The following is a 15,416-nucleotide window of genomic DNA, read 5'->3' as shown; positions in this document are numbered from 1 at the left end:
GCCAGCCGGCTGAGCAGCTCGTGGGTCTCGGGCAGGGTCGGCGCGTGCGCGATGGCGCCGGCCAGGTGATCGGCGGCGTGGTGCATCTCGCCACGCTCGAGGGCCGCGCGGGCCTGCTCGAGGTCGCGATCGGCGGAGCGCCGGGGGTCTTCCATGGCCACGCCTTCCTCGCATGGCACGCCGTGTGCCACCGACGCGAGCCTAGGCGACGAATCTCGATATGTCAGGCCGCAATCCGTGCGCATCTGTGCTCGAAACGTTGCGTTTTGCGGCTCAAAAGTGCAAGACTGCGCACCGATCGAGCTGTACCGCGCATGAGGGGGAGGACCAGTGACGCAGCGAGGCCAGGGAATGGCGGCCGACATCGCAGAGCAGCCGGGAGGTTACGCACGGCTGCTGGAGGGAGAGTCCGCGAAAGCCATCGCGGAAGCCGCTGCCCGGGTGGCCGAGCGGCGCCCGCGCCACGTGGTCTTCGTCGGCCGCGGCACCTCCGACCACGCCGCGCTCTACGCCGCGTACCTGACCGAGATCCGGCTCGGCCTGCCGGTCGGCCTCGCCTCGCCCAGCGCCATCACCCTCTACGGCGCCCGCCCCGACCTCAAGGACGCGCTGGTCGTGGGGGTCAGCCAGAGCGGCGGTTCGCCCGACCTCACCGAGGTGCTCAAGGTCGCCCGGGAGAGCGGCGCGCTGACCCTCGCGGTGACCAACAATCCTGCCTCCACGCTGGCTCAGACCGCCGAGCTCTCGGTGGATGTGGCGGCCGGTCACGAGCGCGCTGTCGCCGCCACCAAGACCTACACGGCGGAGCTGTTCGCGTTGTTGCTGCTGGTCGAGGGCATCCGCAACGGCGACGGCACCCTGCCCGCCGAGGAACGCGCCGCGCTCGGGAAGCTGCCGCAGCTCGCCGAGGACGCGCTGGGCGATCACGGCGCGGACGAGCTGGCGCAGCGCTACCGCTTCGCGTCGCGCCTGGTCACAACCGGCCGGGGGTACGCGTACCCGACCGCCCGGGAGACCGCCCTCAAGCTGATGGAGACGTCGTACCTGCCGGCACTGGCCTTCTCGGGCGCCGACCTGTTGCACGGGCCGCTGGCGATGACGGATCCCGACGTACCGGTGCTCGCTGTTGTCGGCACCGGGCCCGGCGGCGCCTCCATGGCCGACGTGGTGACCCGCCTGGGTGAGCGACGCGCCGACGTCGTCACCGTCGGGGCCACCGACATCCCCGGCGCCGCCGGCCGGCTCGCCGTCCCGGCGGTCGACGAGCGCTATGCGCCGCTGCTCGACATCCTGCCCCTCCAGCGCCTGGCCCTGGCCCTGGCGCTGGCCCGTGGTGAGGACCCGGACGCGCCGCGCGGCCTGAACAAGGTCACGTCCACGCTCTGATCGTGACGGCCCGCAACATGGGCATGGCAGGCTTGTGCGGTGTCCACGCTGCGCGATCTCGCCGAAGAACACACCGGCCTCGGTCCTGACGACATCGACCACCTGACCCGGCTCGCCGGCGACTGGCAGTTGCTGTCCGACCTCTCCTTCGCTGACCTGCTGCTCTGGGTGCCGCTGCGAGGTGAGGAGGGCCCGCGGGAGTTCCTCTGCGTCGCCCAGGTCCGGCCCAACACGTCCTCGACGGCGTACCAGGACGACCAGGTGGGCAAGAAGGTGGGCGGCCCCGAGGTCGCCCACCTCGACATCGCGTTCACCCAGGGCCGGATCTGGCGCGAGGGCGACCCGGTCTGGTACGGCGACACCCCGGCCCGGCACGAGGCGATCCCGGTACGGCTGCGCGGCGCCGACGAGAACATCGAGGTCATCGCGGTGATCGGCCGCGACACCAACCTGTCCACCGCGCGCACCCCGAGCCAGCTGGAGCTCAACTACCTGACCACGGCCGACGACCTGGCCCAGATGGTCGCCGACGGCACGTTCCCGCCGCCCGCGCACCCGGGCGAGACCACGTCCGCGCCGCGCGTCGGCGACGGGCTGATCCGCCTCGACGCCGGCGGCAAGGTCACCTACGCCAGCCCGAACGCGCAGTCCGCGTACCGGCGGCTCGGTTTCAACGCCCACCTGGTCGGCGAGGAGCTGTCGGTGCTCTCCAGCCGGCTGGCCGCCGACCCGCTCGAGGGCACCGACGCGGCGGAACGCATCCTCACCTCCTTGCGCGGCGAGGCCCCTCCCCGCAAGGAGGTGGAGGCCCGCGGCGCGACCGTGCTGATCCGGGCGCTCCCGCTGATGCCGGCGGGTGTGCCGATCGGCGCGCTGGTGCTGGCCCGGGACGTCACCGAGGTCCGCCGCCGGGACCGGGCCCTGATGACCAAGGACGCGACGATCCGCGAGATCCACCACCGGGTCAAGAACAACCTGCAGACGGTCGCGGCGCTGCTGCGCCTGCAGGCCCGGCGGGTCAACGCCCCGGAGGCCCGGGTGGCCCTGCAGGAATCCGTACGGCGGGTGGCCTCGATCGCCCTGGTGCACGAGACGCTGTCCATGTCGAGCGACGAGGCGGTCGACTTCGACGGCATCGTGGACCGGGTCGCCACGGCGGCCACCGAGGTCGCGGCCACCGAGATCACGGTCAAGATGCGCCGCGAGGGCACGTTCGGCGTACTGCCGGCGGAGATCGCCACCTCGCTGGTGATGGTCCTCAACGAGCTGCTGATCAACGCGGTGGAGCACGGCTTCCCGGCGCCCGACGAGGACGCCCCGGCGCCCGAGCCGTCGCTGACCCCGCCGGCCCCGACCGGCGAGGTGGTGGTCTCGGCGCACCGGTTCCGCAAGCAGCTGCACGTGACCGTGGCGGACAACGGCCAGGGCCTGCCGGACGAGTTCCACGCCGACGCGAGCGGCCGGCTCGGCCTGCAGATCGTCCGTGCGCTGGCCACCGGTGAGCTGCGCGGCAGCATCGAGCTGCGCAACCGGGCCGGCGGCGGCACCGAGGCCGTCCTGGTGGTGCCGCTCGGCAAGCGCTGAATCGTCCGAACTTGCCCGGCTGTGTGAAGATCGGGCAATGGGTGTCCGTAATGAGGTTCTTCGATTTGTCGAGTTGGGCCCCCTGCCGTCCGAAGCGGACGACTCCGAGGCCGGTGACGCGGCCTTCGGCGAGCTGGAACGTCGCCTGCAGGCCGTGCGGTGGCCGGTGAGCGACGACGAGGCCCGGCTGCTGGTCCGCGGTTTCGGCGACGACGAGTGTTTCGGCCTGGCCTGGCGGCTGTTGCAGCTGGTGGAGACCGCGCCGACCCCGCTGCCGGCCGTGGAGCCCGCGGCGGGCGCCAACGAGTGGCTGCGGCTGCTGTGGCACCGCCGGCACGACGCCGCTCAGGACCTCTGACTCACGGTGTCCGCCGCCACACTCCCGGAATCTGGACCGCACTGGCCGTAAAGGGTCTCGCGTGAGAGGCTTACCGGCATGACCGCTGCAGTTGACCGCCGCTTCGTGGCTCGTCGCCACGTTGATTACGGCCGTGTCCGCAGCGCGATGTGTCCGGCTTCCTGACGCCGCCCGATCTCTTTTTTCGGGCGCGCACGACGCGCCGGCCCTCGCCAGACATTGAAGTCGCGAGCCCTCACAGGAGCCGACCGCGTACAGCGCGCCCACCGGCAGAATTACCTGGAGGAACGCCGACATGGCGCTGGACAGCACCCCGGCCACCAAGCCCGCCGCTCGCCCCCGTAAGGCGCGTGGCGAGGGCCAGTGGGCGCTCGGACACCGCGAGCCGCTGAACCCGAACGAGCGGATCAAGAAGGACGACAACCCGCTCAACGTCCGGGCCCGGATCGAGAACATCTACGCCCACACCGGCTTCGCGGGCATCGACCCGCAGGACCTGCGGGGGCGTTTCCGCTGGTGGGGCCTCTACACCCAGCGCAAGGCGGGGATCGACGGCGGTCGCACCGCGGTGCTCGAGCCGCACGAGCTCGAGGACGAGTACTTCATGCTCCGCGTCCGCATCGACGGCGGCGCCCTCAACCTCGCCCAGCTGCGCACCATCGCCGACATCTCCACCGAGTTCGCCCGCGGCTCCGCCGACATCACCGACCGGCAGAACATCCAGCTGCACTGGATCCGGGTCGAGGACATGCCGGAGATCTGGCGCCGGCTGGAGGCGGTCGGCCTGGAGACCACCGAGGCGTGCGGCGACTGCCCGCGCGTCGTGCTGGGCAGCCCGGTCGCCGGTGTCTCCACCGAGGAGGTCATCGACCCGACCCCGGCCATCGACACGATCGTCGAGCGGTATCTCGGTGACCCGCGCTACTCCAACCTGCCCCGCAAGTTCAAGACGTCCATCTCGTGGCTGGCCGATACGCCCCACGAGGTGAACGACATCGCGCTGCTCGGTGTGGTGCACCCGCAGCACGGGCCGGGCTTCGACGTCTGGGTCGGCGGCGGCCTCTCCACCAACCCGCGGCTCGCCGAGCGGCTGGGCGTGTGGGTGCCGCTGGACGAGATCCCGGACGTCTGGGAGGGCGTGGTCGGGATCTTCCGCGACTACGGCTACCGGCGCCTGCGCAACCGGGCCCGGCTGAAGTTCCTGCTGGCCGACTGGGGCGTGGCGAAGTTCCGCGAGGTCCTGGAGAAGGAATACCTGGGCCGGGCCCTGATCGACGGGCCGCCGCCGGCGCTGCCGGACAAGCCGGTCGACCACATCGGCGTGCACAAGCAGCGCGACGGCCGGAACTACGTGGGTGCGGCGCCGGTCGTCGGCCGTTCCTCCGGCGTGCAGCTCAGCAAGCTGGCCGACCTGGTGGCGGCCCACGGCTCCGACCGGGTGCGGCTCACCCCGTACCAGAAGCTCCTGGTCCTGGACATCGCCGACGACCAGGTCGAACCGCTGGTCGCGGGCCTGCGCGGGATCGGGCTGGAAGCCCGGCCGTCGGCCTGGCGCCGCGGCACCATGGCCTGCACCGGCATCGAGTACTGCAAGCTCGCGATCGTCGAGACCAAGGCCCGCGGCGAGGAGCTCGTCGCCCGGCTGGAGGAGCGGCTGCGCGACTTCGACGCCGACATCTCGATCCACATCAACGGCTGCCCCAATGCCTGCGCCCGCACCCAGGTGGCCGACATCGGCCTCAAGGGCATGCTCGTCATGAACGAGCACGGCGAGCAGGTCGAGGGCTTCCAGATCCACCTCGGCGGCGGCCTCGGCATGGCGCAGGGCCAGACCGCCGGCTTCGGCCGCAAGGTGCGGGGCCTGAAGGCCACCGCGGAGGAGCTCCCCGGGTACGTGGAGCGCCTCGCCCGCAACTACCTGGCCGGCCGCGGCGACGGCGAGACCTTCGCCGACTGGGTCATCCGGGCGGAAGAGGAGCTCGTGAAATGAGCGACGCCAGATCAGCCCCGCTCTACTGCCCCTACTGCGGTGAAGAGGACCTTCGTCCCAACGAGGCTTCGCACGGTGCCTGGGAGTGCCACTCCTGCGCCCGTGTTTTCACGGTCAAGTTCAACGGACTGCTCGCCAAGGGAGTGAACCGATGACTGTGGTGACCGCCGCCGGCCTGGGACTGGTGTCCCTCGGGGCCCCCGCCGCCCCGGCCGATCCGACCCGCCGCAACCCCGCCGAACTCAAGTCGCTCGCGGACGCCGCCGGTGTCGCCCTCGAGGGTGCCCCCGCCGAGGAGATCGCCCGCTGGGCGACCAGCACCTTCGGCGACCGCTTCTGCGTGACCAGCTCGATGGCCGACGCGGTCGTCGCGCACCTGTTCTCCCGGGTGTCGCCCGGCGTGGACGTGGTGTTCCTCGACACCGGCCTGCACTTCCCCGAGACCCTCAAGGTCCGCGACACGGTCGCCCGCACGATGGACGTCAACGTGCGCTCGATCCGCCCGCGGATGACCGTCGGCCAGCAGGACGGCGAGTTCGGGCCCCGGCTCTTCGCCCGCAGCCCGGACGAGTGCTGCTTCCTGCGCAAGGTCGAGCCGCTCGAGCGCGCCCTGAGCGACTACGACTCCTGGGCCACCGGCCTGCGCCGCGACGAGTCCCCGACCCGGGCCAACACCCCGGTCGTGGCCTTCGACGCCAAGAAGGGCAAGGTCAAGGTCAACCCGATCGCGGCCTGGACCCAGGCCGACGTGGACCGCTACATCGCCCGCTGGAACGTGCCGGTCAACGAACTCTTCAAGAAGGGGTACGGCTCGATCGGCTGCTGGCCGTGCACCCGGCGCACCAAGGCCGGCGAGGACCCCCGCGCGGGCCGCTGGGCGATGTTCGAGAAGACCGAATGCGGCCTGCACGTCTAGCCGTCACGCTGACCGCCCACGGCAGCCGTGACCCACGCGCCGCCCGGGCGACCGAGGCGCTGACCCGGGCTGTCGCGGCCCGGCACCCGGAGTGGGAGGTGCGAGCCTCCTACCTCGACCACGCCGGCCCACGCCCACGGGAGGTGCTGGCCTCGTACGCCGAGGCCGATCACCGGCGGGCGGTGCTGGTCCCGTTGCTGCTGACCTCGGCGTACCACGGCCGGGTCGACGTGCCGGGGGAGATCACCGCAGCCCGGGCCGAGCATCCGGGGCTGGAGGTCTCGCAGGCCGAGGTGCTGGGGCCGGTCGGCGGTCGCGTGCCCGGGCTGCTGCTGGACGGTCTGGTGACGCGGCTGGGCCCGGTTGCGGCGGATGCGCTGGTGCTGGCGGCAGCGGGGACCCGTAACGCTGCGGCGCGGGCGACGGTGGAGCAGGCTGCGGCGGCCCTGAGCGCTCGTGTGGGGGTGCCGTGCCGGGTGGCGTATGCCTCGGCCGCCCCGCCGCTGTCGGGTGACGTCGTTCGTGATCTCCGGGGTGCGGGGTATGAGCGGGTCGCTGTGGTTTCGTACTTTCTTGCGCCTGGGCTGCTGTGGGATTCCACGGTGGCTTCGGCTCGGGAGGCGGGGATCGTTGCGGCGGCCGAGCCGCTGACGGACGTTCCGTCCATCGCCGCGCTGGTCGCGGGGCGGGTGCTGGAGGCTACGGCTCCTCGGGCCGGCGCGGTCGCCGCGCTCGCCGCCTGATCGCGGCGGCTCGCTCTCCTGGGCTGCCTGATCGCGGCGGCTCGCTCTCCTGGGCTGCCTGATCGCGACGCCGGATCATCGCTCCGCGCCGGGTCACGGGCCGCAAGACCAGGGTCGGGCGGAATTCGGGTGCTCCGGCCGGTGCTCTGCGGCACTCTGGCCGGCATGGCAGGCGAGCTTCGGTACCGCGATCCGGGGACGCGGATCTATGACCTCGCGACCGACGTCGACGTCGTCTGCCCTCGGTGCGGTGGCCGGGCGTTCGTCCTCGCTGAGCCGGTCGACGGCGAGCTCGAGCTCTTCTGGCCCCGCCGGTTCGTGTGTCCCGGCTGTGGGCGGTCGGCGTTCCGCGCGGCGGGGCAGTGGTCGTGCTGGGGTGGCCCGATCGACCCGTACTTCGGGTTGCCGCTGTGGCTACGGACGACGTGTTGCGGTGGGCGGACTCTGTGGGCCTTCAACCGCGCGCACCTGGAACTGCTGGAGGGACACCTCGCGGCCGGGTTGCGGGAGCGGGGCATGGCGGGCCAGGGCATGACATTGATCGCCCGGCTGCCGGCGTGGCTCAAGTCCGCCCGGCACCGTGGCGAGGTGCTCAGCGCCCTCATCCGGCTCCGCCGGTCACTCGATTGAGGCGGTCACAGGCCGTCACGCTCTCCAGTGACCACATTGAGTGATCGTCCGGCTGCGCGGGTGTCCACTGCGGAGGGTGGGCGGGCATCGACGAATAGTGGCTTCGATAACGGTAATTTCGAGATCATTTCGCGAGCGGCCGTGATCGCATTCATGCCGTGCGTCACCATTGCGTGGCGTAATCGCATCGAAACAGCCGATGATCGGAGTCGGTCAGCGGTAGGGTCCCGGACAGCACGACGCCCCGGAGCCGATGTGGCCCGGGGCGTGAATGCTGTGAGGGGATTGTTCAGGCGGTGGGGGCACTGACCCGGAGGCCGCCGCGACGCTTGACTGCGCGACGCTCGTCCTCGCTCATACCGCCCCATACGCCGGCGTCCTGTCCGGACTCGAGCGCCCAGGCGAGGCACGACTCGGTCACGGTACACCGCCGGCAGACGGCCTTGGCCTGCTCGACCTGCAGGAGTGCGGGGCCAGACGTCCCGATCGGGAAGAACAGCTCCGGGTCCTCGTCGCGGCAGATCGCATGGTGACGCCAGTCCATGGCGGCAACACTCCTTGTTTCTGGATTGGGTAGAGAATGGTGCTACTTACTTTTATCTGCATCCGCGCCGGGACCGACGGACAGCGTTCGTCAGATCACCGGTGCGTGAGCAAGCTTTGTGCGCGATGCCGTTCCGTGCCTTCTGGATTAAGGAACGTGCACGAGCGGCATCGGGTTACTTCTTATCGCTTGTGAATGCTTTCACGAACTCCCGCGATGTCAAGGGTAGCGCTCGGAAATTCTCCCAGCGGGTGAGCTAGCTCACGACCCCTTTGTCCGGTTCTGGGGGTTCTTCCAGGACCGGCGGACGACCGCTCCTATCAATGTAGTACGGTACGCGCCGCGTTGCCGACCTTTTGCCCGTCTTTCTGTAACAGATCGTGATGAGGTTCCGATCGGCGTACCCGATCCTCAGCAGATCACACGTAGGGCTTCGGGAACGGACAGGAAGTGCACCTTCTGGCGTTCGCCCAGGTAGTCCCCGTCGAGCTGGAAGGGCTGCGGGCGGCTGGCGATGACGGTGAAGTCGGCCTGGTCGTGCAGGCGCAGCACGTGCTTGCCGTGCGGATCCGCGTTGCGGGAGACCATCTGCGTCACTGTCCGTGTTGTGCTGGCGATGTATAGGTTACGAACGGCCAGCAGGTCAAGTCCCCGGTCGAACGAGGCCTCGGGGTTCGGGTTGATGGCGCGGTCGCCGACGTAGGTCCACGGGGCCGTGTTCTGGATGATGACGGTGCCCAGACCGGTCTCCGGCTCCTCGCCGGGTCGCTCGATCGAGAGCGGGGGCGACTTGCGGTCCTCGCCCGAGAAGATCTGCCCGATCATCGACCGGACATAAAGCGAGGGAGTGGACGTGCGGCCCCGCAGCCGTGCCTGCTCGACCCGGCGTACCACGGCCGCGTCCAGCCCGAGCCCGGCCGTGAAGGTGAAGTAGCGGTCGTCGGCCCGGCCGAGCCCGATCACCCGGTGTCGGCCCGAGCGCAGCCCGTCCAGGATCACGCTGGTGCCGTCGACCCAGTCGCGCGGCAACCCCAGCGCGCGGGCGAAGACGTTGGTGGAGCCACCCGGGACGACGGCGAGCGCCGGCAGCCGGAAGGCCGGTGCGGTGCCCCGGGCCGCGAGTCCGGGGTCGGCGGTCATCAGCCCGTTCACGGCCTCGTTCACCGTGCCGTCCCCGCCGAGCGTCACCACCACATCGACGCCGCTCTCGGCGGCCGCCCGCGCCAGACCCGCGGCGTGACCGCGTTTCATGGTGTATTCGACGGTCAGGTCGACCTCGCTGCGCAGGGCCCGGACCAGGACGTCGCGGCTGCGCTCATTCGTCGTGGTGGCTTTTGGATTAACCACCAGTAACGCTCGCATGGGCGGCACTGTACCTCTCAGGAACGCTCTGAGCTGGCCGGTATCGTACAGCGGTGACCCCCCGAGAACTCGATTCCCCGGCGACGCTGGTCTGGGCGGTACGCCTGCTCTTCGCGGAGGCCGTCGCGCTCGTGGTGCTGACCGCGTACCTGCTGGTGCTGGACTTCACCGCCGAGGCCGGCAGCATCGCGGTCGCCGTCGCACTCACCGGTTTCGCGGCCGTCGCGGCCGTCGCTGTGGTCTTCGTCGCACGCGCGCTGGCGCGGCGCTCGACGCACGCCCGCGGCCCGGCCATCGTCGTGCAGCTCTTCGTGATCGCCTCCGGCGGCTTCCTGCTCCAGACCGGTACGGCGTGGATCGGCGCGCTGCTGATGGTGCTCGGCGCCGGAGTCGGCCTGCTCTGTGTGCTGCCGCCGACCACACGCGCGCTCGGACTCGACTGAAGCCCCCTTCCCACCCGCGTCCGACGGCCTACTCTGAGTGGGCGGATCACAAGGGGGTGAGGGCAGTGGCCGGACCGACGGTGCGCCCGCCGGCGTACCAGCTCCTGGCGGACGAACTGCGCGACGAGATCACGTCGGGCCGGTTGCAGCCGGGGGAGCGGCTGCCACCGGAGCCTGAGTTGTGCGTCCGTTCGGGCGTGAGCCGCAGCACCGTCCGCGAGGCGTTACGTCTGCTGGCCAGCCAGCACCTGATCGTCACCACCCGGGGTGTCACGGGCGGCAGCTTCGTCGCGCACCCCGACGCCGAGCAGCTCTCCGAGGCGCTCTCCACGGGGCTCACTCTGCTGAGCAACTCCGCCGAGGTGGGCATGGCCGATCTGCTGGAGCTGCGCCGCGCCCTGGAGGTGCCGGCCGCCGGGCTCGCCGCGCAACGCCGTACGGATGCGAACCTGATCGAGATGCGCGGCGCGATGTTCGATCCCGACCTGGACGAGCTGCAGACCATGCTGGCCGCGCACGCGGCCTTTCACGCGGCGGTCGCCTCGGCGACCGGCAATCCGTTGTTCGAGCTGGTCACCCGCCCGCTGTACCACGTCACCTACGGCGAGGAGATCGTCGAGAACCTGCCCGGCGACTACTGGGCGCGCATCGACGCCGACCACCGTGAGCTGCTGATGTGTGTGAAGGCCGGCGACGCGGCGGCCGCCATGGAGGTCGGCCGGCGGCACTTGGACTACATCATGGTGGCGACCGCGCGCTGACCTTCTCCAGGCGCGGGTCAGATCTCGGTGCGGCGGGTCAGCAGCCGGATCGTGGCGTGCCGGCCGGTCGCCTCGGCGGACGCCGACGTGGTGAGCGCGGTCAGCACCTTCCAGGCGAAAGACGACTCCGACGGCAGCCGGGCGCCGCGCACTGTCGACACCGTCACCTCGACTGTGAGCGCGTCGTCGGTGACCGTGAAGCGGCATTCCAGCTCGGCGCCGCGGGTGGCGATGGCCAGCAGCATGGCGCAGGCCTCGTCGACCGCGATGCGCAGGTCCTCGATCTCGTCGAGCGCGAAGTGCAGGCGGGCAGCGAGGCCGGCCGTGGCTGTACGGAGCACGCCGAGGTACCCGCCGTCGGCGGGCACGGTCAGCAGCACGACGTCGTCACCGAACGCCGGCTCCGGATGCGTTGTCTGCAGCTGAGTCACCGAACCCATCCTCCCAATGGAGGAGAACTCTAGCCCCTGACGGGGGAGGCGCGCTCGGCGAGTTGGGTCAGCGCGGCGCCGGACAGCCGGTACGGCAGCCAGTCGGCCACCACCTCGGCCCCGATCGCGGCGTAGAACTCCGCGGCCGGATTCCAGTCCAGCATCACCCACTCGAGGCGCTTGTAACCCCGTTCCACGCAGACCTGGGCCAGCGTGGCGAGCAGCGCCGCACCCGCCCCGGTGCCCCGGGCATGCGGGCGGACGTACAGGTCCTCCAGGTGGACGCCGTGCGTTCCCTCCCACGTGGAGAAATTCAGGAACCAGAGCGTGAAACCGTACGGGGTGTCGTCGGCGTCGACCGCGACGTGGCCGAACACCGCCGGGTGCTCACCGAACAGGGCCGTACGCAGCTGCTCCTCGGTGAGGTGGCAGGAGTCCGCGGCGCGCTCGAACTCGGCGAGCTCGTGCACCATCGCGACAACGGCCGGCACGTCGTCGTGACGTACCGGCCGGATCGTTGCGGGGCTCACGCCTGCTTGGTCTCCCAGAAGATCTTGGAGATCTCCTCGATCTTGGCCAGCAGCTGCTCGCCGACCGCGGGGTCCATCGAGCCCTTGGCGCCGGACGCGCCGGCGAGCTTGGTGGCCTCGTTGAACAGCTGGTTCAGGTTCGGGTACTTCTCGAAGTGCGGCGCCTTGAAGTAATCGGTCCAGAGCACCCACAGGTGGTGCTTGACCAGCTCGGCGCGCTGCTCCTTGATGAGGATGGCGCGGGTGCGGAACTCGGGGTCGGTGTTCGCCTGGTACTTCTCAGCGATGGCCTTCACCGACTCCGCCTCGATGCGTGCCTGCGCCGGGTCGTACACCCCGCAGGGCAGGTCGCAGTGCGCGCTGACCACAGTGCGCGGCGTGAAAATACGCGGAAGTCGCATCAGGACCCCTCCATACGTTTGCGATGATCCGAGTCGACACTACCCCTTACCGGAACACCGAACCTCGACCCCGGGATTGATGCCATGACTTGGCAATTGCCGCTCTTCGCCGTACTGGTGCGAGGGCCGTCCATGGCACCCACCCTGCACGGCGGAGATGCCCTGCTCGTGCGGCGTGTCCGGCGGGTCCGGCCGCAGTCGGTCGTGGTGGCCCGTTTCCGGGCCCGGCCGGAACTGCTGGTCGTCAAACGGGCGATTCGCCCGCACGAAGGGGGCTGGTGGGTCGAGGGGGACAACGAGTTCGTCACCGACGACTCCCGCACCCACGGGGTGGCGGATGTCATCGGACAGGCGGTGTTTCGCTACTGGCCGCGTCCCGGTCGGCTAAGTTAACCTCCGGTAACCGCAGCACACCTGAATCTTGCGGTTGCTTGTTCCGGGTGACCCCCGCATCGCACGCCGGACCGCGCAGACTCGCGCGAGTCCCGGCTGGCACACCGACGTTCCGATGCGTGTCTGGAGTCCCTGTGTCTTTTTTCAGTTTTGAACTCGACCCTGCCCTGGCGGCCGACCCCGTCTTCGACCTGCACAAGCAGGGCAAGATGGCGATCACCTGCACCGTCCCGCTGTCCAGCCGCGACGATCTGTCCCGGGCCTACACCCCGGGCGTGGCCCGGGTCTGCGAGGCCATCGCGGCCGACCCCGAGCTCGCCGCCGACTACACCTGGACGGCCAACACGGTGGCCGTCGTCACCGACGGCTCGGCCGTGCTGGGGCTGGGCAACATCGGCCCGAAGGCCGCGATGCCGGTCATGGAGGGCAAGGCCGTGCTGTTCAAGCAGTTCGGCGGCGTCGACGCCATCCCGATCTGCCTCGACACCCAGGACATCGAGGGGATCATCGCCGTGGTCAAGGCGCTCGGCCCCTCGTTCGGCGGGATCAACCTCGAGGACATCAGCGCCCCGCGCTGCTTCGAGATCGAACGCCGCCTCGACGAGGCGCTGGACATCCCGGTCTTCCACGACGACCAGCACGGCACCGCGATCGTCGTGCTCGCCGCGCTGCGTAACGCGGTCGCCCTGCTCGGCCGGCGCTTCGCCGACCTGCGAGTGGTGATCAGCGGCGCGGGCGCGGCCGGGGTGGCCATCACGAACACCCTGATCGCGGCCGGCATCCAGGGCGCGAACGTCATCGTCTGCGACTCCCAGGGCATCATCCACGCGGACCGTCCGGGTCTCACCGAGACGAAGGCGGCGCTGGCGGAGGGCACGAACTACTCCGGGCGTACCGGTGGCATCAAGGAGGCGCTGATCGGCGCCGACGTGCTGATCGGCGTCTCCGGCGGCCAGATCGAGGAGAACGCGCTGGCCGGCATGGCGCCGGGCGGCATCATCTTCGCCCTGGCCAACCCCACGCCGGAGGTCCCGCCGGCGCTGGCCCACAAGTACGCGGCGATCGTCGCGACCGGCCGCAGCGACTTCCCCAACCAGATCAACAACGTGCTGGCCTTCCCGGGCATCTTCCGGGGTGCGCTGGACGCCCGGGCCACCCGGATCACCGAGCGGATGAAGGTGGCGGCGGCCGAGGCGATCGCTGAGGTCGTGGCGGACGAGCTGCGGGTCGACGCGATCGTGCCGTCGGCGCTGGATCCGCGGGTTGCTCCGGCGGTGGCCGAGGCGGTCGCGCGGGCGGCTGAGCAGGACGGGGTGGCGCGGTTCGTCGCTCGGCCGGCCGTGCCGGTGGCGCTGGTCTGAGCTTCATGGTCGGCGGGGCAGGGCGTTGACCCGTCCTGCCCCGCGGACCGTTGATCGCCCGCCTGGGCAGCAGGCTGATCGCGCTGATCCCCGGTAGGCCCGGGTCTCGCATGCCCGGCATCCGCATGGCCGCGCCCGGCATCCGCTTGGCCGCGCCCCGGCTTTGCCGGGCGTTCGCTTGGCCGCGCCCGGTGTTCGGTGGGCCGCGCCCAGCTTTGCCCGGCTGGGTCAGGCCGGCGACAGGATCGGCGGGTCCGGCCTAAGCTGCGGGGTATGCGAGCCGCCTACGCCAGTGCGACGAAGCCCGACGAGCCGCTGGCCGGACTTTCCGTCGGTGACCAGCCCGAGCCGTCCCCGCCGGACGGCTGGGTGACCGTCGATGTGCGGGCCAGCTCGCTCAACCATCATGAGATCTGGTCGCTGCGGGGCGTCGGCCTGCCCGCCGACCGGCTGCCGATGATCCTCGGGTGTGACGCGTCCGGTGTGGACACCGACGGCAACGAGGTCGTGGTCTATCCGGTGATCAAGGATCCGGGGGACCCGCGGGGCTTCTCGTTGTTGTCCGAGCGCTGGCCGGGCACGCTGGCCGAGCGGGTCGCCGTACCGGCGGAGAACCTGGTGCCCAAGCCCGCCGGCATCTCGTTCCTGGATGCGGCCTGCCTGCCCACGGCGTGGCTGACCGCGTACCACATGCTCACCGCGCGCGGCCGCGTCGCCGACGCCGGGTCGGTCCTGGTGCAGGGCGCGGGCGGCGGGGTGGCCACTGCCGCGGTCGCGCTCGCGACCGCGCTCGGCAAACGGGTGTACGCGACCAGCCGCGACGCCGCCAAGCGGGAGCGGATCACCGAACTGGGCGCCACCGCGGTCGAGCCGGGCGCCCGCCTGCCCGAACGCGTGGACGTGGTGATCGAGTCGGTGGGCGCGCCGACCTTCGAGCACTCGCTGAAGTGCTCGGCCCCCGGCGCCCGGATCGTGGTGTGTGGCGCGACCGGCGGCCCGTTCCCCAAGGTCGACCTGCGCCGGGTCTTCATGATGCAGCTGGAGATCCTCGGCAGCACGATGGGCACGGCCGAGGAGCTGGCCGCCCTGCTGGACCTGTGCGTCGAACGCGACATCCGCCCGGTGATCGACTCGACCTACGGTTTCTCCGCGGTGAGCGACGCCTTCGCCCGGCTCAACTCGGGCGAGATCTTCGGCAAGGTGGCCGTCGACCACCTGCACTAAAGGTCGCTGTCGAGGTTGTCCCGCCGTTCGAGTCGCCGTCCGGCGCCGGCATCGCCGTAGAGGCTCCACCGCCAGAAGTCGGTGGTGGCGTCGGACACCAGGTCGAACTGCGCGCCGCTGGTGACGACGTGGCCGGCGTCGGGCAGGGTGAGCAGGGCTTTGGGCCACGGCACGGCTTCGAAGGCGGCGAGCCCGTCGGCGTACCGTACGGTCCGGTCCTGCCGTCCGTGCACGAAGAGCACGGGGATCGGCGGGCCGGTGAAGGCCGCGGGCAGCACCTGCCGCCCGGCCAGGACCACCGCGGCGGTGAGCCGGTCGTCCCGGGCGGCGGTGAGCATCCCCAGCGTGGTGATGCCGCC

General features: G+C 70.9%; 17 protein-coding genes and 1 pseudogene. 12 read left to right on the top strand and 6 right to left on the bottom strand.

Features of this window, described 5'->3' with window-relative positions; translation table 11 throughout:
* The first annotated feature begins 351 nt into the window (after positions 1-351).
* The 7 genes from AB0C29_RS10295 to AB0C29_RS10265 all read left to right on the top strand — a co-directional run bounded on the left by AB0C29_RS10295 (position 352) and on the right by AB0C29_RS10265 (position 7,607).
* Positions 352-1,386 carry an SIS domain-containing protein gene (locus AB0C29_RS10295; RefSeq protein ID WP_360818032.1) on the top strand — a complete coding sequence of 345 codons (1,035 nt, stop codon included), beginning with the start codon at positions 352-354 and terminating at the stop codon, positions 1,384-1,386.
* 39 nt (positions 1,387-1,425) lie between these two features.
* Entirely contained in the window at positions 1,426-2,970 is a 1,545-nt protein-coding gene (locus tag AB0C29_RS10290; RefSeq protein WP_360550501.1) for a histidine kinase N-terminal domain-containing protein, read from the top strand.
* 73 nt (positions 2,971-3,043) lie between these two features.
* The gene (locus AB0C29_RS10285; protein ID WP_360818023.1) at positions 3,044-3,328 is read left to right on the top strand and encodes a hypothetical protein; all 285 of its coding nucleotides are present in this window, start codon (positions 3,044-3,046) and stop codon (positions 3,326-3,328) included.
* Positions 3,329-3,623: 295 nt separating this feature from the next.
* Positions 3,624-5,318, top strand: a complete 1,695-nt coding sequence (locus AB0C29_RS10280) for a nitrite/sulfite reductase (RefSeq protein WP_360818020.1) — start codon at positions 3,624-3,626, stop codon at positions 5,316-5,318.
* A gap of 151 nt (positions 5,319-5,469) precedes the next feature.
* Positions 5,470-6,234 carry a phosphoadenylyl-sulfate reductase gene (locus tag AB0C29_RS10275; RefSeq protein WP_360818017.1) on the top strand — a complete coding sequence of 255 codons (765 nt, stop codon included), beginning with the start codon at positions 5,470-5,472 and terminating at the stop codon, positions 6,232-6,234.
* On the top strand, positions 6,216-6,977 hold the full coding sequence (locus tag AB0C29_RS10270) for a CbiX/SirB N-terminal domain-containing protein (protein ID WP_360818014.1): 762 nt from the start codon (positions 6,216-6,218) through the stop codon (positions 6,975-6,977). Before AB0C29_RS10275 ends, AB0C29_RS10270 begins: the two co-directional genes overlap by 19 nt.
* Positions 6,978-7,142: 165 nt before the next feature.
* On the top strand, positions 7,143-7,607 hold the full coding sequence (locus tag AB0C29_RS10265) for a hypothetical protein (protein WP_360818011.1): 465 nt from the start codon (positions 7,143-7,145) through the stop codon (positions 7,605-7,607).
* A gap of 289 nt (positions 7,608-7,896) precedes the next feature.
* Here the strand turns inward: AB0C29_RS10265 and AB0C29_RS10260 are convergent, their stop codons facing one another.
* Both AB0C29_RS10260 and AB0C29_RS10255 read right to left on the bottom strand, forming a co-directional pair.
* Entirely contained in the window at positions 7,897-8,151 is a 255-nt protein-coding gene (locus AB0C29_RS10260; protein ID WP_203769420.1) for a WhiB family transcriptional regulator, read from the bottom strand.
* Between the two features lie 411 nt (positions 8,152-8,562).
* On the bottom strand, positions 8,563-9,513 hold the full coding sequence (locus AB0C29_RS10255) for a diacylglycerol kinase family protein (RefSeq protein WP_360818008.1): 951 nt from the start codon (positions 9,511-9,513) through the stop codon (positions 8,563-8,565).
* 53 nt (positions 9,514-9,566) lie between these two features.
* Between AB0C29_RS10255 and AB0C29_RS10250 the strand changes: the two genes are divergently transcribed.
* Both AB0C29_RS10250 and AB0C29_RS10245 read left to right on the top strand, forming a co-directional pair.
* Complete coding sequence (locus AB0C29_RS10250) at positions 9,567-9,956, top strand: hypothetical protein (RefSeq protein WP_360550487.1); 390 nt, start codon at positions 9,567-9,569, stop codon at positions 9,954-9,956.
* Between the two features lie 65 nt (positions 9,957-10,021).
* Positions 10,022-10,717, top strand: a complete 696-nt coding sequence (locus tag AB0C29_RS10245; RefSeq protein ID WP_360550485.1) for an FCD domain-containing protein — start codon at positions 10,022-10,024, stop codon at positions 10,715-10,717.
* A gap of 17 nt (positions 10,718-10,734) precedes the next feature.
* Here AB0C29_RS10245 and AB0C29_RS10240 read toward each other — a convergent pair whose 3' ends face one another.
* The 3 genes from AB0C29_RS10240 to sodN are packed head-to-tail and all read right to left on the bottom strand — an operon-like array spanning position 10,735 to position 12,079.
* On the bottom strand, positions 10,735-11,139 hold the full coding sequence (locus tag AB0C29_RS10240; RefSeq protein ID WP_360818029.1) for an ATP-binding protein: 405 nt from the start codon (positions 11,137-11,139) through the stop codon (positions 10,735-10,737).
* 38 nt (positions 11,140-11,177) lie between these two features.
* Positions 11,178-11,678: a GNAT family N-acetyltransferase gene (locus AB0C29_RS10235; protein ID WP_360818005.1), complete on the bottom strand. Its 501-nt coding sequence runs from the start codon at positions 11,676-11,678 to the stop codon at positions 11,178-11,180.
* A complete protein-coding gene (sodN, locus tag AB0C29_RS10230; protein WP_203769414.1) occupies positions 11,675-12,079 on the bottom strand; it encodes a superoxide dismutase, Ni in 405 nt (134 codons plus the stop codon). The genes AB0C29_RS10235 and sodN overlap by 4 nt, the downstream gene beginning before the upstream one ends.
* 84 nt (positions 12,080-12,163) lie before the next feature.
* Here sodN and AB0C29_RS10225 point away from each other — a divergent pair, with 84 nt between their 5' ends.
* From AB0C29_RS10225 to AB0C29_RS10215, 3 genes are all read left to right on the top strand, one after another.
* On the top strand, positions 12,164-12,472 hold the full coding sequence (locus AB0C29_RS10225; RefSeq protein WP_360818002.1) for a S26 family signal peptidase: 309 nt from the start codon (positions 12,164-12,166) through the stop codon (positions 12,470-12,472).
* Between the two features lie 134 nt (positions 12,473-12,606).
* Positions 12,607-13,833 (top strand): NADP-dependent malic enzyme, encoded by a 1,227-nt coding sequence (locus AB0C29_RS10220; protein WP_360817999.1) that lies wholly within the window; start codon positions 12,607-12,609, stop codon positions 13,831-13,833.
* Positions 13,834-14,097: 264 nt separating this feature from the next.
* On the top strand, positions 14,098-15,057 hold the full coding sequence (locus AB0C29_RS10215) for a zinc-binding dehydrogenase (RefSeq protein WP_360818026.1): 960 nt from the start codon (positions 14,098-14,100) through the stop codon (positions 15,055-15,057).
* Here AB0C29_RS10215 and AB0C29_RS10210 read toward each other — a convergent pair.
* Positions 15,054-15,416 (bottom strand): annotated as a pseudogene (locus tag AB0C29_RS10210) (chlorophyllase); the annotation flags it as partial. The gene AB0C29_RS10215 and the pseudogene AB0C29_RS10210 overlap by 4 nt on opposite strands.

Source organism: Actinoplanes sp. NPDC048791 (assembly GCF_040650095.1).
In the GTDB taxonomy this organism is placed as follows: domain Bacteria; phylum Actinomycetota; class Actinomycetes; order Mycobacteriales; family Micromonosporaceae; genus Actinoplanes.
Note: the sequence above shows the minus strand (reverse complement) of the source record. Positions and strands in the feature narration are given on the sequence as shown.

Coding starts and splice junctions, on each gene's coding strand:
- AB0C29_RS10265 (WP_360818011.1), top strand. CDS start 7,143: ATGGCAGGCGAGCTTCGGTACCGCGATCCGGGGACGCGGATCTATGAC.
- sodN (WP_203769414.1), bottom strand. CDS start 12,079: ATGCGACTTCCGCGTATTTTCACGCCGCGCACTGTGGTCAGCGCGCAC.
- AB0C29_RS10255 (WP_360818008.1), bottom strand. CDS start 9,513: ATGCGAGCGTTACTGGTGGTTAATCCAAAAGCCACCACGACGAATGAG.
- AB0C29_RS10260 (WP_203769420.1), bottom strand. CDS start 8,151: ATGGACTGGCGTCACCATGCGATCTGCCGCGACGAGGACCCGGAGCTG.
- AB0C29_RS10225 (WP_360818002.1), top strand. CDS start 12,164: ATGACTTGGCAATTGCCGCTCTTCGCCGTACTGGTGCGAGGGCCGTCC.
- AB0C29_RS10280 (WP_360818020.1), top strand. CDS start 3,624: ATGGCGCTGGACAGCACCCCGGCCACCAAGCCCGCCGCTCGCCCCCGT.
- AB0C29_RS10270 (WP_360818014.1), top strand. CDS start 6,216: ATGCGGCCTGCACGTCTAGCCGTCACGCTGACCGCCCACGGCAGCCGT.
- AB0C29_RS10295 (WP_360818032.1), top strand. CDS start 352: ATGGCGGCCGACATCGCAGAGCAGCCGGGAGGTTACGCACGGCTGCTG.
- AB0C29_RS10275 (WP_360818017.1), top strand. CDS start 5,470: ATGACTGTGGTGACCGCCGCCGGCCTGGGACTGGTGTCCCTCGGGGCC.